Below are 26,747 nucleotides of genomic sequence, written 5' to 3'. Positions count from 1 at the left end.
GCATGACAGGCGAGTTTAGCGAATTTACAGGGACGACCGGCGGCGTCGCGGATAACGGGCCCGTCAGAGTCGTCATCTACGGCGTCGGCCTGATCGGCGGGTCGCTCGCGTTATGTTTCAAAGGCAAGCCCGGATTCACGGTCGTCGGCCATTCCGTCAATCCGAAGTCGGTCGAGAAGTACGTCGCGCGCGGCGTCGTGGACGAAGCGACGACGTCGCTCGAGGACGCGGCGAAGGACGCGGACTTCATCTTCGTCTGCGTGCCGGTCGGCATGCTCGACGATTATATGGACCGCCTGTCCCGCGTCGCGCTTAAGCCCGGCTGCATCATTACGGACGTCGGGAGCACGAAGGCTTCGGTCGTCCGGCATGCGTCCAAGCTGGCGCTGCGGGGCGGCGTCTTCATCGGCGGACATCCGATGGCCGGCGGCGAACGCTCCGGCGTCGAGGCGGCCAGCTCCCATCTGTACGAGAACGCGTACTACGTGCTGACGCCGACGGCGGATACGCCCCGGGACGCGCTGGAGCGGCTCGAGAGACTGCTCAAGCTGACGAAGGCTCACATCGTCAAGGTCGACGCGGTGGAGCACGATACGATCGTCGGGGCGATCAGCCATCTCCCCCACGTCATCGCGGCCGCGCTCGTCAACCAAGTGGCCGGCTACAACGAGACGAACGAGCTGTACGCCGTGCTCGCGGCCGGCGGATTCCGCGACATTACGCGCATCGCCTCGAGCGATCCGGTCATGTGGCGGGATATTCTGCTCAATAACCGCGACGTCGTCTTGAAGCTGATCGGCGATTGGCAGCAGGAGATCGGCCGGTTCGCCGACCAGATCGCGGCGGGGGACGGGGCGGCCGTCGCGGAGCAGTTCCGGACGGCGGGCGAATTCCGCAGCAGCTTGCCCGAGCGGCGCAAAGGCGTCATTACGTCGATCTACGAATGCTACGTGGACGTTCCCGACCATCCCGGCATTATCGGCCGCATCGCGACCGAGCTCGGAACCGCTTCGATCAACCTGAGCAACCTGCAGATCATCGAGAGCCGCGACGACGTGCCCGGCGTGCTTCGTCTCAGCTTCCGCAAGGAAGACGATTTGGAGAAAGCGGTGCAATTGCTCACCGGTTTGCGTTATTCCGTTCATCGATAGGTAAGGCATGCGAAAGACCGTTCGGCCTCGATGCCGAACGGTTTTTGTCATCGAAGAGGGCGCCCGCGCGACAAGCCATGAAAACGCTTAAAATAATCGTTGACAGAATGTAAACGTATACATATAATAAAAGTACAGTATGGTTTCTCTCCACTCCTATCCAATCCTCGCACAATGTGCAGCCACCCTTCGGGGTGGTATTTTTTTGTTCGCCTATCGCGTAAGATGATAAATAGGACGGATTTTCCTCGCATATTTGAGAAAGTTTTAAGCTCATGCAGTCATTTCCTGTGATACAATAGCAGAGATCATTTGTAAAATACTGGCTTATGCTAGGGAAATGCGCGATCGCAGCGCAACTTTTTCGTTCGCCGTCGGTACAATGTTACGTATACCGGTCGCGCGTTCACCCTTAGATGGGGGAGGGTCGCGGAAGATGATGACCGATTCCCAGTTAATACGGGAAATCAAGGACGGCAACGTCGAGCTTTACGCGACGCTGATGGGCCGTTATCAGAAGAAAATCATCGCATTCGTGTTTCATATGCTTAAGAGCGCCAAGCTCGAGCTGCTGGCGGAAGACTTAAGCTCCGAAACGTTCTATAAAGCTTACCGCAGTCTTCATTCCTTCCGGGAAGTAGACGCTTCTTTCTCCACATGGCTGTACACGATCGCCCGCAACACCGTGCTGAGCGAGCTTCGCAAGCAGAAGGCGACGCACCTGTCGCTCGACGACACCGCATATGTGCCGGCTGCGCCGGCAGAGGCGGCTCCCGAGCAGCAGCTTCTCCGCAGCGAGAAGGTGTCGAAGGTGAGAGAGGCGATCAACAGCTTGCCGGAGAAGCAGCGTTCGGCGCTTATCTTGCGGGAATACGACGGCATGGATTACCAAGAGATCGCCAATATTCTCGGCCAGACCGTCAGCTCCGTGAAATCGCTGCTGTTCCGGGCGAGAGCGAGCGTTAAAGCCCAATTGGAAAGCTACTTCACCGAACCTTCGATCATGAAAGAGTACGAGGAGATGAAACTGCGATGAGATGCGATGAAGCTGGAGAATGGTTCGGAGCGTATTGGGATTTGCCCGAGGATGCACCGGAACGATTAGCCGTCGATTTGCATGTACGCGAATGCCCTTCCTGCGCGGAGGAATTCCGCATATGGGAAGAGAGCGCATCGATCATTCAAGAGCTGCCGGACGGGGAGCGCGCCTTCGAGGAGCCCGCCGCCGCGCAATGGGTGAACGACAACGTCATGAACCGAATCTACTCGGAGCAAAGCTGGTTCCTGCCGGCCGTGCGCCGTACTTACGCGTTCTCATATAGCTTCAAGCGCAAGGTGGCGGGCTTGCTCGCCGCACTGCTGACCGTATTCATCTGCGGTTTCCTGTACACGACGATCGGGTCTTCCGGCGGCGACGGCGAGAAGATGACCGGCATCATGAACACGGCCGGAGCGTTCGCCGCCAGCCACAGCTTCGGCGACGGCGTTCATCTCGAAGTGCCGGTCGCCAGTCTCGGCGATCCGATCATGCTCCAAGTATCGCCCGCCATGCCCGAGTATTGGGTCGCCCTCTCCATGCTTGGCATCGTCATGACGCTGCTCATCCTGAACTGGCTCTCCCGCGTGCGTACATGACGAAACCGGTAACGGTCGGCTGGATCCGGCACGGCGTCACAGAATGGAATCAACTGGGCAAGATTCAAGGCGTAACGGATATTCCGCTAAGCGACGAAGGGGTCTCGCAGGCGCGTCTGTTGGCGGAACGGTTGGCGTCGGACGGCATGCGGTGGGACGGCGTCGTGTCGAGCGATCTGAAGCGGGCGGCGACGACCGCGCGCGTAATCGCGGATCGGCTCGGATTGCCGCACGAGACGGACGCAAGGCTGCGGGAGCGCTCGTTCGGCCGAGCGGAAGGCACGACGCTCGCGGAGCGGTTGGCGTTATGGGGAGAAGACTGGCGCAAGAACGTGCCGGATCAAGAACCTAACGCCTCGCTCGAAGCGAGGGGATTCGCTTTCGTGGGCGACCTCGTGACGGCGCGTCCGGGACAGTCGTGGCTCGTCGTCACGCACGGCAGCTTCCTGTCGACGATGATGAAGGCGATGTGCGGCGATTTGGACGACGGTTACATTCAGAACGTTTCGCTGACGGTGCTCGAAGAACGGGGAGGCGGATGGAAGCCGCTCATTCACAATTGCACGTTGCATTTACAAGCCTCTAAGTAAACTGTCTTCTCATAAGCCGACTCTTGACTATCACAAGGATAGTCAAGGGTCGGCTTCTTCTATTAAATACGAACGCCGACGTTTAAAGCGCGTGCCGTCGACCGATAATGGACAGTAAATGCTCCAAGAGGCGGGGAATGCCCATGAACTTGGCCGATATGCTCTGTTACGCGGACATCGCCGAGCTGACCGCGATCGCCGAGACGTACGATTGCACGTGCAGCAGCCATTCGAAGAACGAACTGATCCAGTCGATTCTTTCCGCCGTTCAGCGAAGGGACGTGCTGGAATCGAGGGTCGGGGAGATGGCCGCCGGCGACTTGCGGTTCCTGAATTCGCTGCTGTTCGAGAGCCGCGGCGCGTACAGCTTGGAAGAATTGAAAGCCCGCGCGCTCGGCGGCGAATCGGCAGGCGCCGCTTCGGGCGAAGCCAAGCCGGCGGAACCGAGCTCCTCTGCGCAAACGACGGCGACCAAGGGCAGCCGCTCCCGCAAAGGGAAGAGCGCCGTTCCGGCGCCGCTTGCTCCCGACGACGTCGCGAGGCGCACGATATCCCGGTTCAAGAAGTTCGGCTGGCTGTTCAACGGCTTCTCCCAACAGACGCGTTACTTGTTCCAAGTGCCGGAGGACGTCAGGTCCAGGTTAAGCGAAGCGTTGGAGCGCCGTTACCGGGCAATGCTCGTGGAGAGGGACGAGCCGCCCGTGTATAGGGACGAACGCAACCTTCTATTAGAAGATTCGATTCAGCTGCTGCGGTTCGTAAGAGACAACGATCTTCAGATCACGTCCGAAGGCGTGCTCTACAAACGCCAGCTCGGCCAACTGCTCGAGCTGATGGCCGTGAGCGAATCGGCTCCGACCCGCGGCGGTTGGCGGTTCGGTTACGGCCGCCATTTCCGCGACTATCCCGACCGGCTGTCATTTCTGTACGATTACGCGTATTATAACAAGCTCGTCGAGGAACGGTCGGACCGTCTGACGATTACCGAGGCGGGACGCGACATGGCGGACGGAACCGTCCGTCCGGATCCTGCGGATCAGTACCGGTTCTGGATGAGGCTGTACAAGGGCCCGATTCCGAACGTGACGACGATCGCGCAATGGGTAACGCGGCTCGCGAAAGAATGGGCGACGATCGAATCGCTGTACGCGACGCTGCAACCGCTCGTTCGTTCGTATTACTACGATACGAGCCGCGACGTGTTCGAGAGGCGCGTGCTGGCGATGCTCATGCATCTTGGGGTCATCAAGTGGGGAGAAACCGCGGCGGGAGAGGCGGTCGTTCGCGCGACGCCTCAAGGCAGAGCACTCGCGCAGGGGGCCGTTCTCCCGTTCGAAGACCGCATCGTATTGAATCGTTAGCGGATAGGCAACGGTATATTGATGGGGATGAGGGCGTTCGTCTTGTACTCGGGCCGAAACGCTGAATATGCTTGTAGTGGGGACCGCGCGACCGATACCAGGAAAGGTCCTTAACGCCGGATTATTCGGAGGTGCAACGAATGGACAACATGAAAGTCGCCTACGAGACGATGCTGGGACTGGCGGCAGAAATGGTCCTGGACGAAGCGCTGCGCAATTACCGGACGGAGAAGATTTACGACGCAATCGACGAAGCGCTCGCCCAAGGAGACGTCGAATCATTTCGGCGATTAACGGATGAATTGAAGACGATACGGCCATAGATTGCGCAAGGACCGATCGCCGGTCATTTCATATTAACGTGAGGCCCGACCGGATGGTTGGGTTTTTTCTTTTATTGTCGCGCGATTTGGAGTACGATGGACATACGCGAGTTGCAAGGAGAGAACATCATGAAATTTAGCGAAATCAGCGATCAGAGCTGGGCGGAGCTGCAGCCGTATCTCGACACGTGCTTGCTGCCGATATCTGGCTTAACCGGCATGGAGCCTCCGTGGGAGGCGAAGGAGCGGATGTTGCGAACCGGCGATTGGCTGTCGGTGCTGGAGCGCGCGTTCAACGGCCGCACCGTAACGTTGCCGGCGTACCATTACGATCGGGCGGGCCCGGACGCGTCCGGCAGGCTGAACGAAATGTGCGAGCGGCTCAAGGCGAGCGGTTACCGGTACGTCGTCGTCGTGAGCGGACAAGCCGGCGGCGCGCCGGACGCCGTGACAGCGGCCGACTTGCGCGTTCAACCTCTCTCGGAAGACGAACAGCCCGATGAAGACGCGATTCGGGCGACGGTCGCGGCCATGTGGCGGGCGGGGACGGCCCGAAGCTAGACGAATGCCGTCGTTAATGCCCTCGGCGCGAATAAAGTGAGGGCCGAACGGCAAACAATAGGGCGACAACGCCTACGGAGAAATGTGACAATTTGAGAACATTTTGATCGCGCATTTCACGCCGGACGGGGAAACTCTGCGGCCGATTCTTGACGCTATATATCGCGTGGGCTATTATAGTTATGTCCTTGTGAACAAACTGTTAAAGTCCGTATCGGACGCGAGATTGGTGGGGCAAAGGGGGTAGAATGAATGGACCACAAAGAGCAGCACGATACCGCGCACGCGCCGTCGAAGCGTAAGGAAATGACGAGACGTCAGTTTCTGTCGTATACGCTAGGCGGAGCTACAGCCTTTATGGCCGGCGGTGCCATTTTACCGATGATCCGCTTTGCTGTAGATCCTATATTGCAAAAGAAGGAAAAGGGTAATTTCGTCAAAGTTATCGAGGAAAGCAAGGTAACGACCGAGCCGACCGAGGTGAAGTTCAAAATTCACCAAGTCGACGGCTGGTACGAAAGCGACCCGAAGCTGTCGGCATGGATCACGAAGGGCGAAGACGGCAAGATTTTTGCCTTATCCCCGGTGTGCAAGCACTTGGGTTGCACGGTAAGTTGGGGCGGCGAAGAAGCGCCTAACGAATATCACTGCCCATGTCACGGCGCGCGTTACACGAAAGACGGCAAGACCCTCAAGGTCGCGCCGAAATCGCTCGACGAATACGAAGTGAAATTGGACAACGGTTGGGTATATCTCGGACCGATTGAGCCGAATAGCCGCGTGTAGTAGAAGGAGGGATACTCAGTCCCATGTTCAAAAATATGTACAACTGGATCGACGAACGTCTGGATATTACGCCGATGTGGCGGGATATCGCCGATCACGAGGTGCCTGAGCACGTTAACCCGGCTCACCACTTCTCGGCATTCGTATACTGCTTCGGCGGTCTGACGTTTTTCATCACCGTCATTCAGATTTTGTCGGGCATGTTCCTGACGATGTATTACGTGCCGGATATTATCAACGCTTATTACAGCGTCGATTACCTCCAGCATCAGGTCGCCTTCGGCGCGATCGTGCGCGGCATGCATCACTGGGGCGCTAGCCTCGTAATCGTAATGATGTTCCTACATACCTTGCGCGTGTTCTTCACCGGTTCCTACAAAGCGCCGCGTGAGATGAACTGGATCGTCGGTATGCTGATATTCTTCGTCATGTTGGGCCTTGGCTTCACGGGCTACTTGCTGCCGTGGGACAACAAAGCTTACTACGCGACGAAGGTTGGCTTGGAAATCGCGGGAGCCGTGCCTTTCTTGGGCGAATACATCAAGGAATTGATGAACGGCGGCACGATCGTCGGCGCGCAAACGCTGACCCGATTCTTCGCTATCCACGTGTTCTTCTTGCCAGGAGCGTTGCTCGCTCTGCTAGCCGGACACTTCATTATGATTCGTAGACAGGGCATCTCAGGGCCGCTGTAAACAGAAGGGAGTGGCTAGCGATGGCACATAAACATGATCCTAACGAAAAAATCGTATTCGTAGGCGACTCGCGCGTCCGGAAACGGGCACGCGTAGATAGTCCGCCGCCCGATTATACCGCGTTTCCGGGCAAGTCCGAAGCGTTCATCCCGAACTTCCTGCTGAAGGAATGGATGGCCGGCGTCGTCGTCCTGGTCGGATTCCTCGTCCTCGTCATCGCGGAACCGGCTCCGCTCGGTTATCCCGCGGATCCGCTGAACAGCGCTTTCATCCCGATGCCGGACTGGTACTTCCTGTTCCTGTATCAATTGCTGAAGTATCCGTATGCATCGGAAGATTACCTCGTCCTCGGCGTGCTCGGGTTGTCGGGTATTCCTTTCATCGCGCTCTTGCTTGCCCCGTTCCTCGATACGGGCAAAGAGCGTCGCTTCTACAGGCGTCCGATCGCATCGGGTCTGATGCTGACGTCGCTCGTGGCGGTCGCTTACTTGACTTGGGTATCTTGGGACCATTACACGCACGAATTGGAGAAGAACGGCGTAACGCCGGAACATATCGAGCGCGAGATCAAGTCCGAAGAGAACATCGAGAAGGGTCTCGGACGGTTCATCCCGGGCAAGGAGAAAATCGCGGCGATGGTCGAAGCCGACGATCCGGCGTTCACGGACACGATGACGCAAGCGGCTTGCATCAGCTGCCACGGCGCAGAGCTCGAAGGCGGCGGCGCGCCGACGCTTCGCGGCATCGGCGACACGCACTCCAAGGAAGAGCTCATCGATATCATCACGAACGGCAAAGGCGATGCGATGCCAGCCTTCAAAGAAGGCGGCACGGCACAGCATACGCTGACCGCCGAGCAAATCGAACAAGTCGCGACTTGGCTGTCCAAACAGAAGGCCGGCGCGGAGTAACGACCGACATAAGCAGTTAATCAACGATGGTGGCGCCCGGTTAGTCGAGCGTCACCATTTTTTCTTAGAGATAAGCGTACGGGGGGAAGTCCGTTGAACTGGCGAGTGCTGCAATCGAAGCGATTTCTGCTGAATCCGAAGATCCTCTGGCTGATGATGCTCATCTACGTTCCGGGTACGGTCTACGGCTATTATTGGTACAAAAATCAATTGATCGATACGTACGAGACGCATCCGCTGTGGCAACTGCCGTTCGTCCCGGACAGTCCGACCGCCTCGCTCTGGTTCGCGATCGCGGTGCTCTGGCTCTGGATCAAACCGGAGCGCTCGGAGAAGCCGTGGGTGAACGGCGTACGCGGCATCGTCGAAGCGCTCGGCGTCGTGACTTCGGTCAAATACGGCGTCTGGGCAACGGCGATTATTTTCGCCGGACAAGCGCAAGGCGACATCCTTCAGTGGGAGCATTGGATGCTCGTCATCGGCCATACGGCGATGGCCATCGTCGCGCTGCTATACGCGCGGCTGTTCACTTTCGGCGGGTTCGCCGTTATGGCAGCCGCGGCGTGGACGTTCCTGAACGATGGCGTCGATTATACGTACGGCGTGTATCCCTCGCTGCCATGGCAGCTTGACGACGATCTGGTCGCCGTCGGCGTATTCACGTTTGTCTTGACGGCGCTCAGCGTGCTCGCGGCGGCTATGGCGAAGTTCGCGGTGAACGAGAAGGAGCTGGACTAGCCGTTCTAAACGCGGACATCCCCTCATACGCTTAGGGCAGGAGGGGATGTCCGTGAATGTGCTTATTCGCGCACGATTATTACTGTTCGTCTTGGCGGCTGCGATCGTCATGCTGCTTACGTTGCCGCAGGCGGCAACCGCTGGGCGCGGCGACGGCGAAGTCTCGGCGGACGGCGCGAAGGCGCTGCCGAACGCGGATGTTTCCTCCTCCTCGGCGGAGGCGTACGCATCGCTGCTTCGATCCGCCAACCGATTGTACGCGGCGGCTAATGACGGGGATACGGCGCTCATGTCGCAAAGCTTGGCCGTCATCGACTATCGATTCAAACTGCTACCGATATCCAACGACGATTCCATCGACGGGCTGCAGGCGATGGATCGGCAGTTGACGCAAATCAGATTGTCTCTTGCCGTGCCCAAGCCGGACGAGCTGCGCTTGCGCAAGGAAGCGGCGGCGCTGCTGCTCGCCGCGGACGCGATGGCGAAGCCCGGACGGCCGTTGTGGCACGATTATCGCTCGGTGCTGTCCGAGGACGTGGACGCCCTCGGCCGCGCGTTGAGCGGGGATGCGGGATTTGGCGGCGAGACGAAGCCTCGCGCCGCGTTGGAGCAGCTGCGATCGGATTACGAAGCCATCCGGACGGCGGCGCTGTTCGGCTTCCAAGGCGATACGGCGATCGCGCGAAGCGATGCGGTGCTTCGTTACGCGGATACGGTGCTGCGCGAGGAGCCTTATCATAGGGAGTTGACGGAACTTCTCGTGCCTTCGTTGCAGGATGCTATGTTGGGGTTGTTCCCCGTCCCGGACGAACGAGGGGAGTCGGTCCTCGTACCGGCGGCGCCGGGCGCGTCTTGGGCTTGGTCCGCGATGATGGGGTCGTTCATCGTAACGGTTCTCACGTGGGTCGGCTGGCGCCGGTATCGCGACGAAGGAGAGGAAGGCATTCCGCCTTCGGCCAAAGCCCCGGAGCGCAAAGACGCCGCGGAACGGCTGATGGAACGCTGGCGATATCGCAAATAACGGTTCCTATTCTTCGCGGAAACCTTCTCCCAGCACGTCGTGCACATCGTTAATGACGATAAAAGCCCGTTTGTCGTGTAGACGAACGAGGCTTTTTAATTTGCGGATCTCGAAGCGGCTGACGACGCAATAGACGACGGTCTTCGGCTCGCGGGAGTACCCGCCGACCGCGGGCATAAGCGTAACGCCGCGATCGAGCTCCTTCGTAATGTCGGCCGCGAGCTTCTCCGGCTCGGCGCACACGATCGTGAACGCCTTCGCCGCGTACGCGCCTTCTTGGATGAAGTCGATGACCTTGGACGCGATGAACACGCTGACGAGCGTGTACAGCACCTTTTCCTTCGGGATGAACAGAAGCGACACGCCGAGGATGAACACGTCGAGCGTCAAGATGATCTGTCCCATGCTCCAGCCGCGGAGGCGGTGCACGATGCGCGCGATGATGTCGACCCCGCCCGTCGTGCCGCCGCCGCGGAACACGAGCCCTAGACCGACGCCGAGCGTGACGCCGGCGTAGAGGACGACTAGGATGAAATCCTGCTGCGAAGTGAACGGCGTCAGCCATCCGCGGTCTACGAGCAGCTCCGCGATCCAGAGGAACAGCGAGAGCAGCACCGTTCCCGCCAGCGTGAATACCATCGCGCTGTTCCCGAGCTGCCGCCACCCGAGCAGGAAGAGGGGGAGATTGATCAGCAGGGAGGTCAGGTAGACGGGCAAGTCCGCGGCGTAATTGAGCAGGACGGCGACGCCGGTGACGCCGCCTTCCATGAGCATGTTCGGGATGATGAAATATTGCAGGCCGAACGCGTACACGGCCGTTCCCGCGACGATCAGGCTCCAGCTTCTTACGGCGTTCCACACACGGGTGCTTTTCATCGTCATGACCTCCAAAAATGCATTTGTTTTCGCCAACGTCTTGCGCTAACATAGGAATCATAGCTTCGTGAAAGGAAGGATGCTGCGGATGGGAGAATCCCGCATAACGGGCAAGACGTTGTCGCAGCGCACGCTTGCCGACATCCAGCGCGACGTGGACGATTATATCGGCCAATTCAAGGAAGGCTACTTCTCTCCGCTCGCGATGCTCGCCAGAATGACCGAGGAAGTCGGGGAACTGGCTCGCGAAGTCAATCACGAGTTCGGCGAGAAGCCCAAGAAGCGGGACGAAGCGGACAATTCCATCGAGATGGAACTCGGCGATATTCTCTTCATCGTCATTTGCTTCGCGAACGCTTTGGGCATAGACATGACGGAAGCGCACCGGAAAGTCATGGATAAATTCAACACTCGGGACGCGAACCGTTGGACGAAGAAGAACACCGATACGATCTGATATTCATATGCTGTACCATCCCCTTAACGAAGGAGGGTGGTCGGTTCATGAACGGGGAAGCGTACCTCCGGCAAGCGTACGAAGCCATCTTGAAAGGCGACTTCGAGCTTGCCTTGCACGGGTTCCAGCTGGCGATCGCCGCGGAGCCGGGCAATGCCTCTTATTATTATAAAGGCTCCGTCACTTGCATGCGCAGCGGGAAGCTGCCGCTGGCGATGTCGTACGCGCAAAAAGCGCTCGAGCTCATGCCGGACGATCCGACTTACAAGCTTCATTACCGGACGGTCAAAGCGAAGCAGTTGATCGCCGAGACGAAGGGCCGGTTGGCGATGGCTCTCCCGAACGCGGACGCGTGCATCGCGGATTTGAAGGAAGCGACCGAACTGGACCCGCTGTCCGTAGAGGCGTTCCTGCTGCTCGGTATCGCTTACCGCATTCGCAAAGATTACCGGCGGTCGCTGGAGTCGCTTCGCGAGACGCTCGCGCTCGATCCGTTGAACGAAGAGGCCCGCAGGCTGTTGTTCGAGGTGCGCGCGGAGAGACGGAGAGCGCTCAAACAGCAATATTCGAATTCTAATCCGAAAAGAAACAGGTGATGCGCGTGTCTCAGCCTATTAAAGTAGCCGTAGCCGGCGCCAGCGGGCGAATGGGCAAGGAAGTCGTCAAGATGGTGTTGGAGGATCCGGCGTTGCGGCTCGTCGCCGCGGTCGCTAGAACCGCGGGAGCCGTCGACGCGGGAACGCTCGTCGGCAAACCCGATACCGGCGTGATCGTCCAAGCCGACCTGGAGGAGGCGTTGTCGTCGTCGCGTCCCGACGTGCTCGTCGACTTCACGACGCCGAAGTCCGCGCTTCCGAATACGGAGATCGCCCTTCGTTACGGCGTTCGTCCGGTCATGGGGACGACCGGGTTCACGCCCGAACAGATCGCGGACTTGGACAAGCAGTGCAAGTCCCAGGGCATCGGCGGGTTGATCGCTCCGAACTTCTCGATCGGCGCCATCCTCATGATGAAGTTTTCCGCGATGGCTGCCAAGTATTTTCCCCATGTGGAAATCATTGAATACCACGGAGACCAAAAATTAGACGCCCCCTCGGGAACGTCGATCAAAACCGCGGAATGGATCTCGGAAGCCCGCCAAGAGCTGCGTCAAGGCAATCCGCACGAGGAAGAAGTGATCGAAGGCGCCCGCGGCGGTTACTATAACGGATTCCGCATACATAGCGTAAGGCTGCCGGGCGTGTTCGCCCAGCAGGAAGTCGTATTCGGCGCGTTCGGCCAAACGCTCAAAGTTCGCCACGATTCGTACGATCGCGCGGGATATATGCCGGGCGTGAACACGGCGATCAAGAAGGTCATGGAGACGACGGGCATGGTTTACGGTTTCGAGCATTTTCTAGACTAACGCGCGGGCGCTTACCCCCGGCAGAGGAGAAAGACACCGATGATGGATATCGCGCTGATCGCGCACGACCGCAAGAAGGACGAGATGGTGAACTTCGCCATCGCCTTCGAGCACGTCTTGAAGCACCACCGCTTGTACGCCACCGGCACGACGGGCTCGCGAATCATGGAGAGTACCGAGCTGTCGGTGCACCGGTTCATGTCCGGCCCGCTCGGCGGAGACCAACAGATCGGCGCGCTCGTCGCCGAGAACAAGATGGACCTGATTATTTTCTTGCGGGATCCGCTTATGGCGCAGCCGCACGAGCCCGATATTATCGCCTTGCTTCGCCTTTGCGACGTGCAGGGCATCCCGGTAGCGACGAACATCGCGACCGGCGAGCTGCTGATCAAGGCGCTGGAGCGGGGAGACTTCGCTTGGCGCGAGCTGGTACATAAGTATAAGCCGGGTATCGAAGAATGACCGAACGCAAGCTCGATCTTCTCGTCTTCGCGGCGCACGCGGACGACGCGGAGATCGGCATGGGAGGCACGATCGCCAAACACGCGCAAGCCGGGGACCGGGTCGGCATCGTCGACCTGACGCGCGCGGAGATGTCGTCCAACGGCGACGTCGAGACGCGATTGCGGGAAGCCGCGGCGGCGTCGGCGGCGCTCGGCATCGCCGTTCGGGACAACCTGGGGCTGCCCGATCGGCGGCTGGCCGTCGTTCCGGAGATGATCGATCTAATGGTCGCGGCCATCCGGACGTATCGACCGCGTCTCGTATTCGCACCCTATGGGATAGACCGTCATCCGGACCATGTCGCGTGCAGCCGCATGGCCGAGGAAGCGGTGTTCAGCGCGAAGCTTAGGCGATATCTGCCGGAGCTGCCGGCATGGGGAGCGGATCAGCTCCTCTTCTACTTCATCAACGACGCTCATCCGCCGCAGCTGCTCGTCGATATTAGCGAGACGCAGGGCGTGAAGATGGAAGCTCTCCGGGCTTACCGGTCGCAGTTCATGCCCGCCGGCGAGGACGCTGTGGAGACGCCGCTTACTGCCGCTTATCTGGATGCGGTCGTCGCCAGGGACCGGTTGCTCGGACAACCGAAGCGTTACGAGTACGCCGAAGGCTTCATTCCGAAAGGACCGCTAGCGGTAGAACGCTTCTAAAAGCGCTCGCCGAACGAATACATTGTTGGGAAAGGCGTCCGACAGGATGCGCGGTAATATCCCGCGGATGTCGGAACGCAGCAGGAAGGAGGCATACATCATGAGTCGTCCGCTTAAGATCGGCATTACCTGTTATCCGTCTCTCGGAGGTTCGGGAGTCGTCGCCACCGAGCTCGGCAAGCTGCTTGCCGAGAAGGGACACGAAATTCATTTTATTACGCACAGCATGCCGTTCCGTCTCGGTAAATTTCATCGCAACATCTTCTATCATGAGGTGGAAGTATCGGATTATTACGTGTTCCGGTATCCTCCGTACGACCTTTCTCTGGCGAGTAAAATGAACCAAGTCGCCCGCCTGCAAAATCTCGACGTCTTGCACGTCCATTACGCGGTTCCGCACGCGATATGCGCGTACTTGGCGAAACAAATGAGCGGCGACCGGCTGAAAGTCGTCACGACGCTTCACGGAACCGATATTACGGTGCTCGCGCAGGACGAGTCGCTGAAGGACATTATCCGCCTCGGCATTCGCCAGAGCGACGCGGTGACGGCGGTCAGCAAGGACTTGATTCGCGAGACGCGCGAGCTGCTCGATATTCAGGAGCCGATCGACCTTACCTATAATTTCGTGGACAAGAGGATCTATTATCCGCGCAGATGCTCCGACTTGCGTTCGGATTACGCGGGCAACGGCGAGAAGATCCTTATGCATATTTCGAATTTCCGTCCGGTCAAGCGGACCTGCGACGTCGTCGATATTTTCGCTCGCGTCAGCGAGAAGGTGTCCGCTAAGCTGCTGCTCGTCGGCGAAGGTCCGGATCTGCCGAAAATCCAGGCGAAAATCCAGAAGCTCGGCCTCGTCGACCGCGTGCACTTCCTCGGCAAGCAAGACGACGTCGCGCACGTCATCTCGATCGCGGACCTGATGCTGCTTCCTTCGGAGAAGGAGAGCTTCGGTCTCGTCGCGCTCGAGGCGATGGCCTGCGGCGTGCCGACGATCGGTTCGATCGCGGGCGGCATTCCGGAGCTCGTGCAGAACGGCATTACCGGCTACTTGTCGCCGATCGGGCATACGGAAGAGATGGCCGACAACGCCATTCGCCTGCTGACGGACGATTCGCTGTACGCCAGCTTCAGGGAAGCGGGTTTGCAGAGGGCGCACAACGTGTTCTGCGACGAGCTGATCACGAGACAGTACGAGGATATTTATTACCGCGTGCTTGGCATGCCGGCCAGAGAGCCGGTAACGGTATGCCAGGCCTAACAGCCGGGAGACGTTCGCCCTCGCGGACGTCGCGCGGAAAGGACGTTGCCGGACATGGGTGAATCTGACAATAAGCTGTGGGCTCAAGGCGCGGGGGATGTGGACCGTAAGTTGTGTGCGCAAGGCGCGGAGGAGGCGGACCGTAAGCTGTGGGCGCAAGGCATGAAGCTGCTTCGCGTGCTCGCGGAGGCGGGCCATGAGGCTTACCTCGTCGGCGGCTGCGTTCGCGATCGGCTTATCGGCAGGCAACTCCACGATATCGACATCGCTACCTCCGCGTTGCCGGAGCAGGTGCAGGAGCTCTTCCCCCGCACGCTGCCGACGGGTCTGCAGCACGGCACCGTTACGGTCATGGCGGACGGAGCGCCGTTCGAGTTGACTACCTATCGGACCGAGTCGGGTTACTCGGATTCGCGTCGGCCGGACGAAGTCGCGTTCGTCCGCGACGTGAAGGAGGACCTGGCGCGCCGCGACTTCACGTTCAATGCGATGGCGGTCGGATTGGACGGCGAGCTGCTCGATCCGTTCGGCGGCCGGGACGACTTGGCCGCGGGCATCGTGCGCACGGTCGGCCGCGCGGAAGACCGGTTCGGCGAAGACGCGCTGCGTATGGTGCGCGCGATCCGGTTCGGCGCAGAGCTCGGCTTCGCGCTGTCGGCCGATACGTGGGGCGGCATCGCCTCGAGGCGGGAGAGGCTTGCGAACGTCGCGATGGAGCGGATCGGCGCCGAATGGGACAAGATGATGGCGGGCAGCGGACCTGATCTGGCTTGCGCGTGGCTTCGGCATAGCGGCTTGTTGGCCTATGCCAAGGAGGCGATGCCCGCGGTTAAGGGTGTCGGGGCCGACGAGCTGCAAGAGGGCGAGTGGGCGGCGAAGGAATCGGGTGTAGTTGGATCGTTGCGTCTGGCCGATATCCAGAACGTCGACGCGCGCTGGGCCGCGTTCTGGATCGGCGTCGGCGCGACGGAAGCGGACGCGCTGCAAGCGTGCAAGACGCTGCGCATGAGCGGCAAGCGGGGATCGCGCATCGCCGGCATCGTCGGCATCGAACGGCGGCTTGCCGGAGAGTCGGTCGGAGCCGGTACGAGCGGGTTAGCGTTAATCGGCGGCTGCGATCGCGGGGCGTGGATCGAAGCGGTGCTCGATTACGGCGTGCCGGTCGCGGAGGATTGGCTCGCGATCCGGGATGCCGTTCGGGGCGTCGCGGGCGCGAACCCGAAGGGCGGCGGTCAAGAGGACATCCGGAAGCACGGCGGCGATAAGGCAGCGGCTAACGGCGGAGGGGAGTTGCCGGACGAGCGACAGTGGCTGGCGTACATGCCGATCGCTCGCATCGGGGAGCTGGCCGTCCGCGGGGACGAGCTGTCCAAGTTGCTGGACCGGCCGCCGGGACCGTGGGTCGCGAAGCTGTTGCGGCAGTTGCTGTCGGAAGTCGCTCACGGGCGGCTTGCCAACAATGCGTCTGAGCTAGCGGAAGGAGCAGGAAGGCTAGCCGAAGAAGAGGGCGAACGCGTTGATCCGGCGAAATAGCGCTGCGTCATAACGTTAAAATGGTGCGCGTAAGCTGTTCGGCGAAATAGCGCTGTGTCATAACGTTAAAATGGTGCGCGTGAGAGGTTCGGCGAAATAACGCTGTGTCATAACGTTAAAATGGTGCGCGAGAGAGGTTCGGCGAAATAACGCTGCGTCATAACGTTAAAATGGTGCGCGTAAGCTGTTCGGCGAAATAGCGCTGTGTCATAACGTTAAAATGGTTCGAGTGAGATGTTCGGCGAAATAACGCTGTGTCATAACGTTAAAATGGTGCGCGTGAGAGGTTCGGCGAAATAACGCTGTGTCATAACGTTAAAATGGTGTGAGTGAGATATTCGGCGAATTGCAGCGAGGGAAGAGAGGGTTCATTATGAGCGACGTCACATTGCTCGGCTTGTTGGAATCGGAGCCCGGCTCGTACGTATCGGGAGAAGAGATTAGCAAGAAGCTGAACGTGAGCCGTACGGCGATATGGAAGCAAGTCCGCAAGCTGGAGGCGGAAGGCTACGTCATCGAGGCGACGCCGAGGCTCGGTTACCGGTTGAAGGACAAGCCGGCGCGCCTTACGCCGCAGGAATTGCTGCCGAAGCTGACGACGAACAGCTTCGGGCGCAACGTGCGCATTCTCGACGTCGTCGGTTCGACGCAGGACGAGCTTCGCGTGCTTGCCGAGCAAGGCGCGCCGGAAGGCACGCTCGTCATCGCCGAGCAGCAGACGAGCGGCCGGGGGCGCATGGGGCGCTCATGGGTATCTCCGTCCGGCAAAGGCGTATGGATGAGCTTGCTGCTTCGCCCGTCGGTGCCGCTGCCGCTTACGCCGCAGCTAACGTTGCTCGCCGCCGTCGCGCTAAGCCGCGCCATTACTCGAATCGTCCCGCTCGACATCGGCATCAAGTGGCCGAACGACCTGCTCGTAAACGGCCGCAAGATTAGCGGCATTCTGCTGGAATCGGCGGCGGAGGACGAGCGCTTGCGGTACGTGATCGTCGGGCTCGGCATATCCGCGAACCTGGATCCGGAAGACTATCCCGCCGAGCTGCTGGAGAAAGCGATCTCGCTGAAGATGGCCGCCGGGCACGCGATTTCGCGGAGCGAGTTGATCGCCGCCGTGCTCGAGCAGTTCGAGCAGCTGTACGCGCTGTATCTCGAGCAGGGCTTCGCGCCGATCCGCGCCCTGTGGGAGGCGCGTTCGGTTACGCTGCACCGACCGGCGACGCTTCATACCCCGCAAGGGGCGATCGTGGGCGTGCCGCGCGGCTTGGACGACATGGGCGGCATAAGCGTCGAGTTGGAAGACGGCAGCATGCGAACGATTTACTCGGCAGAGGTAGGGAATCCGGCTGCGGATCGTTAGATGCGAGGACCGTGGAAATAGAGGCCAATCCGCCTCTATTTCACGAAAGTTCCGGCAAGCGATGCAAATAGAGGCACATATGCCTTTAAATCGCGGAAATTCTAGGGCGCTTCGCAAATAGGAGGCAAATCCGCCTCTATTTCACGTAAGTCCCGGCAAGCGATGCAAATAGAGGCACATATCCCTTAAAGTCGCGGAAAACCGAGGAAGAGACGCAATCGGGCATTCGCCGTAAAGCTCGCCTTTCCATGGACTTCAGGGCCGAATTGTGCTACAATCGACATGCAAGGCGGTATCCGCGCGAACCGCACTTGCAAGATGAGATGGGCACACTACTTACGCGTTAACTGAATACCGTCAATGATTCGCGGCGGATTCTGCTCTGAGCCGAAAGGACCGAGACAGAAGGACGTGAAGGACGTTCTATGTTGAATGGGAACCTTTTTTGCTCGCGGGCAAAAAGAGGTTTTTTTGTTTGTTTCCAAACGAATACAACTCTAGGAGGGTACTCCCATGAAGCAAGCATTGACCCTACCTCGCTTGAAAGCGATGAAAAGCCAGAACAAACCGATCGCCATGGTCACCGCGTACGATTATCCTTCCGCCATGCTGGCGGAGGAAGCGGGCGTCGACATCCTACTCGTCGGCGATTCGCTCGGCAACGTGGTGCTTGGCTACCATACAACGGTTCCCGTTACGCTGGACGACATGATCTACCATACGCGCGCGGTCGTCCGCGGCGCGCCCGGCACGATGATCGTCGCCGACATGCCGTTCGCGACGTACCGGCTCGGACCGGCGGAGACGCTGCGCAACGCGGCAAGACTCATGCAGGAGGGCGGAGCCCACGCGGTGAAGCTCGAGGGCGGCGCGGAGCTTGCGGACGAGATCCGTCTGCTGACGCAAGCCGGCATTCCCGTGCTTGGCCATATAGGCCTGACGCCGCAATCGGTTCACCAGATCGGCGGCTACAAGGTTCAGGGCAAGAGCAGCGCGGAAGCGGAGAAGATGCTGCAGGACGCCAAGGCGCTCGAGCAAGCCGGCGCGTTCGGCGTCGTGCTGGAGCTCGTGACGGAGGAGCTTGCGGCGGCCGTGTCCCGGTCGTTGACCGTTCCGACGATCGGCATCGGCGCGGGTCGGGGCTGCGACGGGCAGGTGCTGGTGTTCCACGATCTGCTGCGCTACGGCTCGGGCATTCGCGACAAGCGCTTCGTGAAAGCTTACGCGAACATCGGCGACACGATCCGCGACGCCATCTCGTCGTACGTAAGCGACGTGAAGACCAAGGTTTTTCCGGAGGAGAAGCACGGATTCCCATTGCAGGAATCGAACGCTAACCAGGCATCGCCTGTCAAACTATACGGGGGAGAGGGTCAGCCATGACGCGGACGCCGAAGATTATCCGAACGATCTCCGAGCTTAGGCAAGAGGTTAACGCCTACAGACGCTCTCTCGTAACCGCGGGCGGAACCGTCGGATTCGTCCCGACGATGGGCTATCTTCACGAAGGACACGCCAGCCTGCTCGCGCGATCGAAGGCTGACAACGGACTGACGGTGCTGAGCATCTTCGTCAATCCGCTTCAATTCGGACCGAACGAAGATTTGTCCCGCTATCCTCGCGACGAAGAGCGCGATCTCGCGCTGGCCGCCCGGGAAGGCGTGGACATCGCGTTCCTCCCTTCCGTGGAGGAGATGTACCCGCAGTACCCGCTGCTGACGACCGTCAGCGTAGCTCAAGTGACCGACCATCTGTGCGGGGCGAGCCGCCCGGGACACTTCGACGGCGTCGCCGCCGTCGTGGCGAAACTGTTCAACATCGTTCAGCCCGATCGCGCGTACTTCGGCTTGAAGGATGCGCAGCAGGTCGCGGTCATTACGCAGATGGTGCGCGATCTCAGCATTCCGGTCGAAATCGTGCCTTGCCCGATCGTACGCGAGCAAGACGGACTCGCGCTAAGCTCCCGCAACGTGTACCTGAACGACGAGGAGCGGTTGCAATCGCTCGCGCTGTCCCGTTCGCTCTCGAAGGCCGACGGCTGGATCGCGGAGGGGGCTTCGGCCGTGCAATTGTCCCGTAAGTTGTCGGAAGACATCCGCAATTCGCCGCTCGCCGATATCGATTACGTTGAGATCGTGTCGTATCCGGACATGCGCAGACTTGAAGGCAATGAACCTTTGCGCGAAGCGGCGCAATCGATCCTGATCGCCCTGGCGGTTCGCTTCGGGCGCACCCGGCTTATCGACAACAAGCTCGTGAATCCTATAGAAGCAGGTGAACTCGTATGTTCCGCCAAATGATGAAAGCCAAAATCCATCGCGCGACCGTCACGGAAGCGAATTTGAATTACGTAGGCAGCATCACGATCGACCAGGATTTGCTCGAGCTGGTCGATATTCTGCCCGACGAGAAAGTCCAGATCGTGAATAACAACAACGGCGCGCGCTTCGAGACGTACACGATTCCGGGGCCGCGCGGCTCCGGCGTCATCTGCCTCAACGGCGCGGCGGCTCGGCTCGTGCAGCCCGGAGACCAAGTGATCATCATCAGCTACGGCTACATGACCGACGAAGAGGCGCGTAAACACCATCCTCGCGTCGCGATCATGGACGAGCGCAATCATGTTGTCAAATTGTTGGCGCAGGAGCCGCATTCGACCGTCATGTAAAGCGTATGAAACCCCCCCTCGAAACGCAGAATGAGCAGTACAGTTCGAGTTAGAGGGGGATGAACGCACCGTGATCCGTCAATGGTTCTCGACCATGAACGAATTGCTCGACGAACTTATTATCCGTTATCCGAATGCCTCCGGCGAAGAGAAAAACCAGCTTCAGGAACAATGGAACATGCTCAAAACGTTAAGTGATGATATTATTGAATCATGGCTTCAGTTCGAAGACCGGATGGCGTTTTTCCGGGACGTTCAAGGGCAGCCAAGCCCGCAGAAGCCCGCGCAAGATCCGCTGACGGAGATGGGGGCCTTCATCAAGGGCCAAGGGTACTTCAAGCTTCACATGTTCCCGCAGGCTTCCCAGCAATTGGAGGAAGCGATTTCCCGCTATCCCGATTTCGTCGGGGCGCGGCTGTTCCTGGCCATGTCCCGCATGCATATGAAGGAATGGTGCGAAGCGCAACGCCATTTTCAACTGATCGCCGCCGTCGCCGAAGAGAGCAAGCTTCGCGCGATCGCGCTCAACGCGCTCGGTTGCATTCAGGCGGTATATGCCCACCTGGATCAAGCGCAGTGTTACTTCCGCAAAGCGATAGACACGGATCCTTCGTTCGCCGATCCGAAACGCAATCTCGAATGCTGCCAACAAGGGTTGGGACAGCAGTTACAGCTTCAATTCGGAAGCGCGGAACTGCAGGCGATCGTTACGTGACAAGCAAGCCGCGTCCGGTCCCGCGACCGTAGCCGCCCGAACGGAAAGGAAGTCAGGCATGAAATTCGCCGTGCTCGATTTTGAGACAACGGGCTTGTCGTCCGACAAAGACCACATCATACAAGTCGGACTCGCGCTCGTCGACGAGACGGGCGCGATCGGCCATACTTATAGCAGCTTCGTCAAGCCGCAAGGCTCGATTCCCGCCGAGATTACGCGCCTAACCGGCATTACGGACGAGGACGTCACATCGGCGCCGGAGCTGGACGATATGCTCGCGGAGCTCGTCCCGTACTTGCAGGACGCTATTCTCGTCGGACATAGCATCGAATTCGATGCCAATTTCTTGCAAGCCGCCCTTGATCGGAGCGGCTATTTGCCGTTCGGCGGGCGAATGCTGGATACGCTGGAGCTGAGCCGGCTGGTGTTCCCGACGCAATCCTCGTTCGCGCTGAGCTCGCTGACGCAATCGCTGGATATCGCGCACGACCGCCCGCACCAGGCGGACAGCGACGCGGTCGCGACAGCCGAGCTATTCGCGCGATGCGCGGACAAGCTGCGCGGCTTGCCGATGTTCACGCTGCAACGGTTGAACGGAATGTTCGATCCGGATCGTTCCGACCTCGGCTGGTTCATCGCGCATACGCTCGCTTGGCGCGAGACGCAGCCCTACTCGCAGGAGGAAGGCATCCATCATTTCCGCCAGTTCGCGATGAAGGTTACGGATTGGGGTGAAGACGGCGACGACCGCGACCGCGAGAAGGACGCGGCCGCCGCGATGGAGATCCTCCGCGAGATGACGTTCGAGGATTACGTGACCCACGTTCGCGACAAACTGCGCGAGCTGCTTCCGGCTTACGAGGCGCGGGAAGGGCAGTCGATCATGTTCCGCGAAGTCATGGACGCGCTGCAGGACGACGCGCATTTGCTCGTCGAGGCGGGGACCGGTACCGGGAAGTCGCTGGGTTACTTGCTTCCTTCTCTCTATTATGGGCTGAAGGAGTCCAAAAAAATCGTAGTCAGCACCCATACGATCCAGCTTCAGGAGCAATTGCGGGAACGAGACTTGCCGATGCTGCAGCGGGTGCTGCCGATGCCGTTCCAGGCCGCCGTATTCAAAGGCCGCAACAATTACTTATGCCTGCGCAAGTTCGAGAACCGGCAGCACATGCCGGAGCACGCGCTGAACCGCGAAGACGCGATCGTCCGGGGCGGGATGACCGTATGGCTCGGGGAGACGCTCAGAGGCGAAGCGGAGGAACTGAACATCGGAGGCCGGAACAAGGACGAGTGGGACGTCGTCGCGAGCGATGCCGCTTCGTGCTTGAACCGGGCGTGCCCGTGGTTCCGCAAGTGCTTCTACCACCGGGCCAGGAACGAAGCCGGCAAATCCGATCTCGTTATTACGAACCACGCGCTGCTGTTCACCGATCTAAGGGCAGAGCATCGGCTGCTGCCCGCATACGAGCGGCTCGTCGTCGACGAGGCCCATCACTTGGAAGAAGTCGCGACGAACCATCTCGGACAGAAGACCGGGCATTCCGCCCTCGTCATTCCGCTTCAACGGCTATGGAAGGACGCGAGAAGCGGCCTTGTACCGCAACTAGTCAGCTCTATATCGGCGACGAGCGTCGTCGAAGCGACCGAGTGGGTCGAGAAGCTCGAGCTGGTCACGCCGAAGCTAAGCGAGCTTCGCGAAGCGTGGGAACGTTGGATGGAGGCGCTATACGGCTTGCTCGCTACGAACGCGGCGGCCGACGAGACGGGCAACTTCTCTCTTCGCATTAAGCCCGACGCGTTGCCTGCGGAGTGGGAAAGCTTGTCGGTCGACGGCAACAACGTCATTCAGCTGTTGTCCGACGTGATCAGGCCGCTCGATAAGCTCGCTTCCGAAATTCGCGAATCGACCGACGAGCTGACGATGCAAGGTCTCATTACCGACTTGTCCGGCGTCCTGAAGGATCTGCAGAACATCCGCTCGGACGCGCAATCGTTCGTCTCGCTCGGCAAACCGGAGTTCGTGTATTGGGTGGAAGGCCACTCGCAATACCGCGGCCGGTCGATATGGATTTACGGCGCTCCCGCGGACGTGAGCGGATTGCTCAAGGAAGGCGTGTTCGACCGCAAGTCGAGCGTCGTCATGACGTCCGCGACGCTGACCGTAGACAAGTCGTTCAAGTACGTGACGGAGCAGCTCGGGCTGGACGCCGCGGAGCGGGACGGCAAGCTGAAGACGGCGTTGCTGCCATCTCCGTTCAAGTACAGGGAGCAAGCGCTCGTGCTCATCCCTCGCGATTTTCCGAATATCAAGGGACCGGGCGGGGAAGCGAAGTTCGTGACCGCGCTGACCGAATCGCTCGCGGAGGCCGCCAAGACGGTCGGCGGGCGCATGCTCGTCCTGTTCACGTCGCACCGGATGCTGCGCACCGTCTACGATCCGTTGAAGGCTTCGCTCGAGCCTTCCGGCATCCAAGTGCTCGGACAAGGCGTCGACGCGGGAAGCCGAAGCCGGCTGACGCAGCAATTCACGAGCAATCCGGCGTCGGTGTTGCTCGGAACGAGCAGCTTCTGGGAAGGCATCGACCTGCCCGGGGACGCGCTGACTTGCCTCGCGATCGTCAGACTGCCCTTTCAGCCGCCGAACCATCCGGTCGCGGAAGCGAAGGCGGAGAAGCTCCAGGCGGAGAACAAGAGCCCGTTCATGAAGCTGTCGCTGCCGCAAGCGGTCATCAAGTTCAAGCAGGGCTTCGGGCGCCTCGTGCGCACGACGACCGACCGCGGCATCGTGCTGCTGTACGACACCCGCGTCATCGATACGAACTACGGCAAATACTTTTTGTATTCGCTGCCCGGACCGAAAATGGAGCATTTGCCGACCGCCGGCATTCCCTCGCGCATTCGCGCTTGGCTCGATCAACCGGTTGCGGACGTGAAGGAGGAAACCCCGACGTGAAGTCGTTCAAAATCTCGGAAGCCGTCATCAGCCGCCTGCCGATCTACCTGCGGTTTCTGAACGACCTGAGCCACAGTGGCATTCAGACCGTGTCGTCGCAGGATCTCGGGGAGAAGCTCGACCTGAATCCGGCGCAAATCCGCAAGGACCTCGCGTACTTCGGCGAATTCGGCCGCAAGGGCGTCGGCTACAACGTCGATTACCTCATCGAGAAAATCCGCCAAATCCTGAAGCTGGACCAGCCGATGAACGTCGCGCTCGTCGGCACCGGCAACCTGGGTCGGGCGCTGTGCAATTATAATATGTATTTGAAGGATAATATGAAGATCGTCGCCGTATTCGACGCGGACGAGTCGAAGCGCGGCTCTTACATCAACCATCTGACGATCCGGCCGATGAACGAGATGGCCGCGGCCGTGAAGGAGCTCGACATTTCCATCGGCATCATCACCGTGCCCGCGACGGAAGCGCAGAACGTCGCCGACCAGTTCATCGCGGCGGGAGTCAGGGGCATTCTCAACTTCGCGCCGGTCGTCTTGAAGGCGCACGCCGGCGTGCGCATCCATCATGTGGATTTTACGGCGGAGCTGCTTAGTTTGGCATATTATATGGACCATAATCAGGATAAAAGCGAAGGTGTATCCAAGTGAAGCGTTGGCTGATCAATAACGGAACGTTCATTACCATGGACGAACGTCGTCCGCAATATACGGGTTGGATGGCGATCGAAGGAACGAACATCGCGGCGATGGGCGAAGGGCCGGCGCCTCAGGAAGAGCTGAACGCGGCCGCGGACATCGTCGACGGCACGGGTTACTTGTATATGCCGGGTCTCGTCAATACGCACGGGCACGCGGCGATGTCGCTGCTTCGCGGCGTCGGAGGCGATCTGGCGCTGCAAGATTGGCTTCAGAACCATATGTGGCCGATGGAAGCGAAGTTCACCGGCGACGACGTCTATTGGGGCACCGCGCTGTCGGCGATCGAGATGATCAAGAGCGGCACGACGACTTTCGTCGATATGTACGACCATATGAACCGCGTCGCCGAAGTCGTCGAGACGAGCGGCATGCGCGCCAGCTTGACGCGCGGCGTCATCGGGCTATGTCCGGAAGACGTCCAGCGCGCGAAGCTCGCGGACGCGATCGGCTTCGCCCAAGATTGGCACGGCGCCGCCGACGGACGCATTCGGGTCATGATCTCCCCGCATGCGCCGTATACGTGCCCGCCGGACTTCATCGAGAAGTTCGTCCAAGCCTCGCACGATTTGAATTTGCCGATGCATACCCACATGTCCGAGACGATCGCGGAAGTCGAGCAGAACGTGCGCGATTACGGCTGCCGCCCCGTCGAGCATCTGGATCGCCTCGGCATGTTCGCCCGTCCGACGCTCGTCGCCCACGGCGTCCATCTGAACGACGAAGAGATCTCGTTGCTCGCGGAACGCGGCGTCGCCGTCTCCCATAACCCGGTCAGCAACCTGAAGCTCGCCAGCGGCGTCGCGCGCGTGCCGTCCCTGCTGAAGGCGGGCGTGACGGTATCGCTCGGCACGGACGGAGCGGCGAGCAACAACAACCTGAACCTGTTCCAGGAGATCACGACGGCCGCCCTGATTCATAAAGGCGTATCGGGCGACCCTACCGTTATTCCGGCCGCGGAAGCGCTTCGCATGGGCACCGCGTACGGCGCGAAGTCGATCGGGCTCGAGGGCGTAACGGGACAGCTGAAGCCGGGCTTGAAGGCCGACTTCATCGCTTTGTCGCTGAACCGATCGCACTTCGTTCCGAATACGGACCTGCTCTCGCACGTCGTCTACGCGTCGACGGGCAACGACGTCGCGCACGTATGGGTCGACGGCCGCCAACTGCTGAAGAACGGTCAACTGCTCACGCTCGACGAGGAGCGCATCATGGCCGAAGCGCAGCGCTGCTACGAGAGGCTGCGGGGATGAACCTAAGCCGAAGCGAGAGCTTGCGCAAGATTCCCCGGATCTCTTGGGCGAGGTGGATCATCGTCATTGCCGGGTTCATCGTCTTCGTCATCGTCTCGTTCGTCCTGTACGTCCGGTCCGCCGATTCCGATTACCGGCGGGCGGAAGAGCGGGCGATCAAGGCCGCGAAGCAGCAGGGAGGTCTCGCCGAGATCGACGGTGCGGAGCTGCATACGTGGCAGGAGAACGTCTGGATCGTCACCGGTGACGACGAGCAAGGCGAGACGTGGATGATCTGGGAGCGGCAGACGGAGACGCTGAAGCTGAAGGTGAGCGAGAACGTGTCGAAGTCGCGCATGATCGCGAAATTCGCCGAAACCCACGGCGGTCGGAAGCCGAACCGTATTCTCCCCGGCTGGTTCCAAGGCGTTCCCGCTTGGGAAGTCCGTTACTGGAGCGAGACGGGCAAACGCCATGAGGCGATCGACTTCTACGCCTTCAAGGACGGCGCCAAGCTGAAGACGTACGAACTGCCGACGCAGCGTTCTTAATCGAATACCTTTATTGAAGCAAGCCGCCCGCCGGGCGGCTTTTTCTCGTTGAGCGCGCCGTCTGCGGCATGCCAAGCCGATCCGCGTTTACCAATGATCGTCTAGCGATTCG

Annotated in this window: 29 protein-coding genes; 28 read left to right on the top strand and 1 reads right to left on the bottom strand. The window is 59.8% G+C overall.

Annotation, left to right across the window (positions count from 1 at the left end; translation table 11 throughout):
* The first annotated feature begins 2 nt into the window (after positions 1-2).
* The 12 genes from ACFQZG_RS02830 (at position 3) to ACFQZG_RS02775 (ending at position 9,772) form a co-directional block, all read left to right on the top strand.
* Positions 3-1,151, top strand: coding sequence for a prephenate dehydrogenase (locus tag ACFQZG_RS02830; RefSeq protein ID WP_378149791.1), 1,149 nt, complete (start codon positions 3-5; stop codon positions 1,149-1,151).
* A gap of 439 nt (positions 1,152-1,590) precedes the next feature.
* Positions 1,591-2,187: an RNA polymerase sigma factor gene (locus ACFQZG_RS02825; RefSeq protein WP_378150430.1), complete on the top strand. Its 597-nt coding sequence runs from the start codon at positions 1,591-1,593 to the stop codon at positions 2,185-2,187.
* Positions 2,184-2,786: an anti-sigma factor family protein gene (locus ACFQZG_RS02820; RefSeq protein WP_378149790.1), complete on the top strand. Its 603-nt coding sequence runs from the start codon at positions 2,184-2,186 to the stop codon at positions 2,784-2,786. Before ACFQZG_RS02825 ends, ACFQZG_RS02820 begins: the two co-directional genes overlap by 4 nt.
* Positions 2,783-3,376, top strand: a complete 594-nt coding sequence (locus ACFQZG_RS02815; RefSeq protein ID WP_378149788.1) for a histidine phosphatase family protein — start codon at positions 2,783-2,785, stop codon at positions 3,374-3,376. The genes ACFQZG_RS02820 and ACFQZG_RS02815 overlap by 4 nt, the downstream gene beginning before the upstream one ends.
* 143 nt (positions 3,377-3,519) lie before the next feature.
* Positions 3,520-4,737, top strand: coding sequence for a hypothetical protein (locus tag ACFQZG_RS02810; protein ID WP_378149786.1), 1,218 nt, complete (start codon positions 3,520-3,522; stop codon positions 4,735-4,737).
* Positions 4,738-4,877: 140 nt separating this feature from the next.
* Positions 4,878-5,060 (top strand): IDEAL domain-containing protein, encoded by a 183-nt coding sequence (locus ACFQZG_RS02805; protein ID WP_378149785.1) that lies wholly within the window; start codon positions 4,878-4,880, stop codon positions 5,058-5,060.
* Positions 5,061-5,189: 129 nt separating this feature from the next.
* Positions 5,190-5,621 carry a DUF2487 family protein gene (locus tag ACFQZG_RS02800; RefSeq protein WP_378149783.1) on the top strand — a complete coding sequence of 144 codons (432 nt, stop codon included), beginning with the start codon at positions 5,190-5,192 and terminating at the stop codon, positions 5,619-5,621.
* A gap of 252 nt (positions 5,622-5,873) precedes the next feature.
* Positions 5,874-6,407 carry a Rieske (2Fe-2S) protein gene (locus ACFQZG_RS02795; RefSeq protein ID WP_378149781.1) on the top strand — a complete coding sequence of 178 codons (534 nt, stop codon included), beginning with the start codon at positions 5,874-5,876 and terminating at the stop codon, positions 6,405-6,407.
* A gap of 23 nt (positions 6,408-6,430) precedes the next feature.
* Positions 6,431-7,102, top strand: a complete 672-nt coding sequence (gene qcrB / locus ACFQZG_RS02790; protein ID WP_378149780.1) for a menaquinol-cytochrome c reductase cytochrome b subunit — start codon at positions 6,431-6,433, stop codon at positions 7,100-7,102.
* 20 nt (positions 7,103-7,122) lie between these two features.
* Positions 7,123-8,013, top strand: coding sequence for a c-type cytochrome (locus tag ACFQZG_RS02785; protein ID WP_378149779.1), 891 nt, complete (start codon positions 7,123-7,125; stop codon positions 8,011-8,013).
* 93 nt (positions 8,014-8,106) lie between these two features.
* Positions 8,107-8,751 (top strand): DUF1405 domain-containing protein, encoded by a 645-nt coding sequence (locus ACFQZG_RS02780; RefSeq protein ID WP_378149778.1) that lies wholly within the window; start codon positions 8,107-8,109, stop codon positions 8,749-8,751.
* A 52-nt stretch (positions 8,752-8,803) separates the two neighbouring features.
* Positions 8,804-9,772 carry a sporulation protein YpjB gene (locus ACFQZG_RS02775; protein WP_378149777.1) on the top strand — a complete coding sequence of 323 codons (969 nt, stop codon included), beginning with the start codon at positions 8,804-8,806 and terminating at the stop codon, positions 9,770-9,772.
* Between the two features lie 6 nt (positions 9,773-9,778).
* Here ACFQZG_RS02775 and ACFQZG_RS02770 read toward each other — a convergent pair whose 3' ends face one another.
* Positions 9,779-10,648: a YitT family protein gene (locus tag ACFQZG_RS02770; RefSeq protein WP_378149776.1), complete on the bottom strand. Its 870-nt coding sequence runs from the start codon at positions 10,646-10,648 to the stop codon at positions 9,779-9,781.
* Positions 10,649-10,736: 88 nt separating this feature from the next.
* Between ACFQZG_RS02770 and ACFQZG_RS02765 the strand changes: the two genes are divergently transcribed.
* The 16 genes from ACFQZG_RS02765 to ACFQZG_RS02690 all read left to right on the top strand — a co-directional run bounded on the left by ACFQZG_RS02765 (position 10,737) and on the right by ACFQZG_RS02690 (position 26,635).
* Complete coding sequence (locus ACFQZG_RS02765; RefSeq protein WP_378150429.1) at positions 10,737-11,105, top strand: nucleotide pyrophosphohydrolase; 369 nt, start codon at positions 10,737-10,739, stop codon at positions 11,103-11,105.
* Between the two features lie 47 nt (positions 11,106-11,152).
* On the top strand, positions 11,153-11,701 hold the full coding sequence (locus ACFQZG_RS02760; protein WP_378149774.1) for a tetratricopeptide repeat protein: 549 nt from the start codon (positions 11,153-11,155) through the stop codon (positions 11,699-11,701).
* A gap of 5 nt (positions 11,702-11,706) precedes the next feature.
* A complete protein-coding gene (dapB, locus tag ACFQZG_RS02755) occupies positions 11,707-12,510 on the top strand; it encodes a 4-hydroxy-tetrahydrodipicolinate reductase (protein WP_378149773.1) in 804 nt (267 codons plus the stop codon).
* Between the two features lie 39 nt (positions 12,511-12,549).
* Complete coding sequence (locus tag ACFQZG_RS02750) at positions 12,550-12,972, top strand: methylglyoxal synthase (RefSeq protein WP_378149771.1); 423 nt, start codon at positions 12,550-12,552, stop codon at positions 12,970-12,972.
* A complete protein-coding gene (gene bshB1, locus ACFQZG_RS02745; protein WP_378149770.1) occupies positions 12,969-13,664 on the top strand; it encodes a bacillithiol biosynthesis deacetylase BshB1 in 696 nt (231 codons plus the stop codon). Before ACFQZG_RS02750 ends, bshB1 begins: the two co-directional genes overlap by 4 nt.
* A 100-nt stretch (positions 13,665-13,764) precedes the next feature.
* Positions 13,765-14,928 carry an N-acetyl-alpha-D-glucosaminyl L-malate synthase BshA gene (gene bshA / locus ACFQZG_RS02740; protein ID WP_378149768.1) on the top strand — a complete coding sequence of 388 codons (1,164 nt, stop codon included), beginning with the start codon at positions 13,765-13,767 and terminating at the stop codon, positions 14,926-14,928.
* Between the two features lie 54 nt (positions 14,929-14,982).
* Entirely contained in the window at positions 14,983-16,461 is a 1,479-nt protein-coding gene (locus ACFQZG_RS02735; RefSeq protein WP_378149767.1) for a CCA tRNA nucleotidyltransferase, read from the top strand.
* 373 nt (positions 16,462-16,834) lie between these two features.
* Positions 16,835-17,818 carry a biotin--[acetyl-CoA-carboxylase] ligase gene (locus ACFQZG_RS02730; protein ID WP_378149766.1) on the top strand — a complete coding sequence of 328 codons (984 nt, stop codon included), beginning with the start codon at positions 16,835-16,837 and terminating at the stop codon, positions 17,816-17,818.
* A 513-nt stretch (positions 17,819-18,331) separates the two neighbouring features.
* Positions 18,332-19,201 carry a 3-methyl-2-oxobutanoate hydroxymethyltransferase gene (gene panB / locus ACFQZG_RS02725; RefSeq protein WP_378149765.1) on the top strand — a complete coding sequence of 290 codons (870 nt, stop codon included), beginning with the start codon at positions 18,332-18,334 and terminating at the stop codon, positions 19,199-19,201.
* On the top strand, positions 19,198-20,118 hold the full coding sequence (gene panC / locus ACFQZG_RS02720) for a pantoate--beta-alanine ligase (RefSeq protein WP_378149763.1): 921 nt from the start codon (positions 19,198-19,200) through the stop codon (positions 20,116-20,118). The genes panB and panC overlap by 4 nt, the downstream gene beginning before the upstream one ends.
* A complete protein-coding gene (panD, locus tag ACFQZG_RS02715) occupies positions 20,103-20,486 on the top strand; it encodes an aspartate 1-decarboxylase (protein WP_378149761.1) in 384 nt (127 codons plus the stop codon). Before panC ends, panD begins: the two co-directional genes overlap by 16 nt.
* Before the next feature lie 70 nt (positions 20,487-20,556).
* Positions 20,557-21,201 (top strand): hypothetical protein, encoded by a 645-nt coding sequence (locus ACFQZG_RS02710; protein WP_378149759.1) that lies wholly within the window; start codon positions 20,557-20,559, stop codon positions 21,199-21,201.
* Positions 21,202-21,259: 58 nt separating this feature from the next.
* Positions 21,260-24,154: an ATP-dependent DNA helicase DinG gene (dinG, locus tag ACFQZG_RS02705; RefSeq protein ID WP_378149758.1), complete on the top strand. Its 2,895-nt coding sequence runs from the start codon at positions 21,260-21,262 to the stop codon at positions 24,152-24,154.
* Positions 24,151-24,804 carry a redox-sensing transcriptional repressor Rex gene (locus tag ACFQZG_RS02700; protein WP_378149756.1) on the top strand — a complete coding sequence of 218 codons (654 nt, stop codon included), beginning with the start codon at positions 24,151-24,153 and terminating at the stop codon, positions 24,802-24,804. The genes dinG and ACFQZG_RS02700 overlap by 4 nt, the downstream gene beginning before the upstream one ends.
* A complete protein-coding gene (locus ACFQZG_RS02695; RefSeq protein ID WP_378149755.1) occupies positions 24,801-26,105 on the top strand; it encodes an amidohydrolase in 1,305 nt (434 codons plus the stop codon). The genes ACFQZG_RS02700 and ACFQZG_RS02695 overlap by 4 nt, the downstream gene beginning before the upstream one ends.
* Positions 26,102-26,635 (top strand): cell wall elongation regulator TseB-like domain-containing protein, encoded by a 534-nt coding sequence (locus tag ACFQZG_RS02690; protein ID WP_378149753.1) that lies wholly within the window; start codon positions 26,102-26,104, stop codon positions 26,633-26,635. The genes ACFQZG_RS02695 and ACFQZG_RS02690 overlap by 4 nt, the downstream gene beginning before the upstream one ends.
* Positions 26,636-26,747 lie beyond the last annotated feature (112 nt).

Source organism: Cohnella sp. GCM10027633, from assembly GCF_042675445.1.
GTDB lineage: Bacteria > Bacillota > Bacilli > Paenibacillales > Paenibacillaceae > Cohnella.
Note: the sequence above shows the minus strand (reverse complement) of the source record. Positions and strands in the feature narration are given on the sequence as shown.

Bases quoted from the DNA above. Each gene is read 5' to 3' on its own strand.
- bshA (WP_378149768.1), top strand. From the start codon at position 13,765: ATGAGTCGTCCGCTTAAGATCGGCATTACCTGTTATCCGTCTCTCGGA.
- ACFQZG_RS02770 (WP_378149776.1), bottom strand. From the start codon at position 10,648: ATGAAAAGCACCCGTGTGTGGAACGCCGTAAGAAGCTGGAGCCTGATC.
- ACFQZG_RS02830 (WP_378149791.1), top strand. From the start codon at position 3: ATGACAGGCGAGTTTAGCGAATTTACAGGGACGACCGGCGGCGTCGCG.
- panC (WP_378149763.1), top strand. From the start codon at position 19,198: ATGACGCGGACGCCGAAGATTATCCGAACGATCTCCGAGCTTAGGCAA.
- ACFQZG_RS02800 (WP_378149783.1), top strand. From the start codon at position 5,190: ATGAAATTTAGCGAAATCAGCGATCAGAGCTGGGCGGAGCTGCAGCCG.
- ACFQZG_RS02765 (WP_378150429.1), top strand. From the start codon at position 10,737: ATGGGAGAATCCCGCATAACGGGCAAGACGTTGTCGCAGCGCACGCTT.
- ACFQZG_RS02735 (WP_378149767.1), top strand. From the start codon at position 14,983: ATGGGTGAATCTGACAATAAGCTGTGGGCTCAAGGCGCGGGGGATGTG.
- ACFQZG_RS02750 (WP_378149771.1), top strand. From the start codon at position 12,550: ATGATGGATATCGCGCTGATCGCGCACGACCGCAAGAAGGACGAGATG.
- ACFQZG_RS02760 (WP_378149774.1), top strand. From the start codon at position 11,153: ATGAACGGGGAAGCGTACCTCCGGCAAGCGTACGAAGCCATCTTGAAA.
- ACFQZG_RS02825 (WP_378150430.1), top strand. From the start codon at position 1,591: ATGACCGATTCCCAGTTAATACGGGAAATCAAGGACGGCAACGTCGAG.
- ACFQZG_RS02810 (WP_378149786.1), top strand. From the start codon at position 3,520: ATGAACTTGGCCGATATGCTCTGTTACGCGGACATCGCCGAGCTGACC.
- ACFQZG_RS02785 (WP_378149779.1), top strand. From the start codon at position 7,123: ATGGCACATAAACATGATCCTAACGAAAAAATCGTATTCGTAGGCGAC.
- dinG (WP_378149758.1), top strand. From the start codon at position 21,260: ATGAAATTCGCCGTGCTCGATTTTGAGACAACGGGCTTGTCGTCCGAC.
- ACFQZG_RS02690 (WP_378149753.1), top strand. From the start codon at position 26,102: ATGAACCTAAGCCGAAGCGAGAGCTTGCGCAAGATTCCCCGGATCTCT.
- ACFQZG_RS02815 (WP_378149788.1), top strand. From the start codon at position 2,783: ATGACGAAACCGGTAACGGTCGGCTGGATCCGGCACGGCGTCACAGAA.
- ACFQZG_RS02730 (WP_378149766.1), top strand. From the start codon at position 16,835: ATGAGCGACGTCACATTGCTCGGCTTGTTGGAATCGGAGCCCGGCTCG.
- bshB1 (WP_378149770.1), top strand. From the start codon at position 12,969: ATGACCGAACGCAAGCTCGATCTTCTCGTCTTCGCGGCGCACGCGGAC.
- panD (WP_378149761.1), top strand. From the start codon at position 20,103: ATGTTCCGCCAAATGATGAAAGCCAAAATCCATCGCGCGACCGTCACG.
- ACFQZG_RS02820 (WP_378149790.1), top strand. From the start codon at position 2,184: ATGAGATGCGATGAAGCTGGAGAATGGTTCGGAGCGTATTGGGATTTG.
- ACFQZG_RS02795 (WP_378149781.1), top strand. From the start codon at position 5,874: ATGGACCACAAAGAGCAGCACGATACCGCGCACGCGCCGTCGAAGCGT.
- qcrB (WP_378149780.1), top strand. From the start codon at position 6,431: ATGTTCAAAAATATGTACAACTGGATCGACGAACGTCTGGATATTACG.
- panB (WP_378149765.1), top strand. From the start codon at position 18,332: ATGAAGCAAGCATTGACCCTACCTCGCTTGAAAGCGATGAAAAGCCAG.
- ACFQZG_RS02805 (WP_378149785.1), top strand. From the start codon at position 4,878: ATGGACAACATGAAAGTCGCCTACGAGACGATGCTGGGACTGGCGGCA.